We start from the raw sequence: 1,041 nt of genomic DNA on the forward strand, positions 1-1,041 counted from the left end.
GGGAGCCGATCGCCTCTTCACTCAGTTCAGCCAGCGCACTGGGCAGTTGACCCGTAGGAACGCGGTCAATGGGTTGCAGGGGGTTGGGGGAGATGTTTTTCTTGTTCATTGGAGTTTTCACTCATTTGTTAGGTTTACAGTTTGACCCCTTGGGGTGGTCAGTCCCTTCTTGTTGTCAAGAAGCCTGTTTGTGCTGCCCCGTAGCGGTGGGCGCGGCACGAAAATTCTCGTTTGGGGTAGCACCCCATTCCGTCCAACAAAACTCTGGGTCGGGGGAAGAGGGGCAGAGGGAGTGATGCTCCCTCCACCCCTACCGCGTGCCAGGTATCGGAAAGCCTTGAGGTATCGGCAGTTGCCCGTCAATTCATCGCGGCGAACCAAGCACCCTGGCAGTCCTCACGAGAAGTTTGAGGATTGAAAACGGTTGTGGTAAAATCAACCCCGATTACTCGTCGTCCCCCTCATAGGAACAACGACAAACGCCGCACGTCCCCGCGGAGGCCAGGGCCAGGGAGCCGATCGCCTCTTCACTCAGTTCAGCCAAAGCACTGGGCAGTTGACCCGAAGGAACGCGGTCAATGGGTTGCAGGGGGTTGGGGGAGATGTTTTTCTTATCCATTGGAGTTTTTCACTCATTTGTTAGGTTTACAGTTTGACCGCTTGGGGCGGTCAGTCCCTTCTTAGGTCATAAGAAGCCTGGATTGTGCTGCCTGGATAGCGGTGGGCGCGGCACAAAAATTTTGGTTTGGGTCTGGGAGGGGGGGTAGATTCTCCCCCTCCCAGGGTGCCAGGTATCGGAAAGCCTAGATGTATCGAGGGTTGCCCGTCAATTCATCGAGGCGAACCAAGCGCCCTGGCAGTCCTCACGAGAAGTTTGAGGATCGAAAACGGTTGTGGTAAAATCAACCGCGACTACTCGTCGTCCCCATCATAGGAACAGTGCGGAAAACACGCACCGTGCATGAAACCCGAGGGAAGGGCCTCAAGGGAGCCGATCGCCTCTTCACTCAGTTCAGCCAGCGCACTGGGCAGTTGACCCGT

The 1,041-nt window shown here is 56.1% G+C and carries 3 protein-coding genes; all 3 read right to left on the reverse strand.

The window, feature by feature from the left end:
* Positions 1-109 (reverse strand): microcyclamide/patellamide family RiPP (locus tag P5683_RS25195; RefSeq protein WP_273249841.1); only part of this gene is annotated, 109 nt, incomplete at its 3' end.
* 336 nt (positions 110-445) lie between these two features.
* Entirely contained in the window at positions 446-619 is a 174-nt protein-coding gene (locus P5683_RS25200) for a DUF5837 family cyanobactin class RiPP (protein WP_315641226.1), read from the reverse strand.
* 293 nt (positions 620-912) lie between these two features.
* Positions 913-1,041: DUF5837 family cyanobactin class RiPP (locus P5683_RS25205; RefSeq protein WP_315645116.1), on the reverse strand; the 129-nt coding region annotated here is incomplete at its 5' end.

Source organism: Limnospira sp. PMC 1279.21 (assembly GCF_032349615.1).
Classification (GTDB): Bacteria; Cyanobacteriota; Cyanobacteriia; order Cyanobacteriales; family Microcoleaceae; genus Limnospira; species Limnospira fusiformis.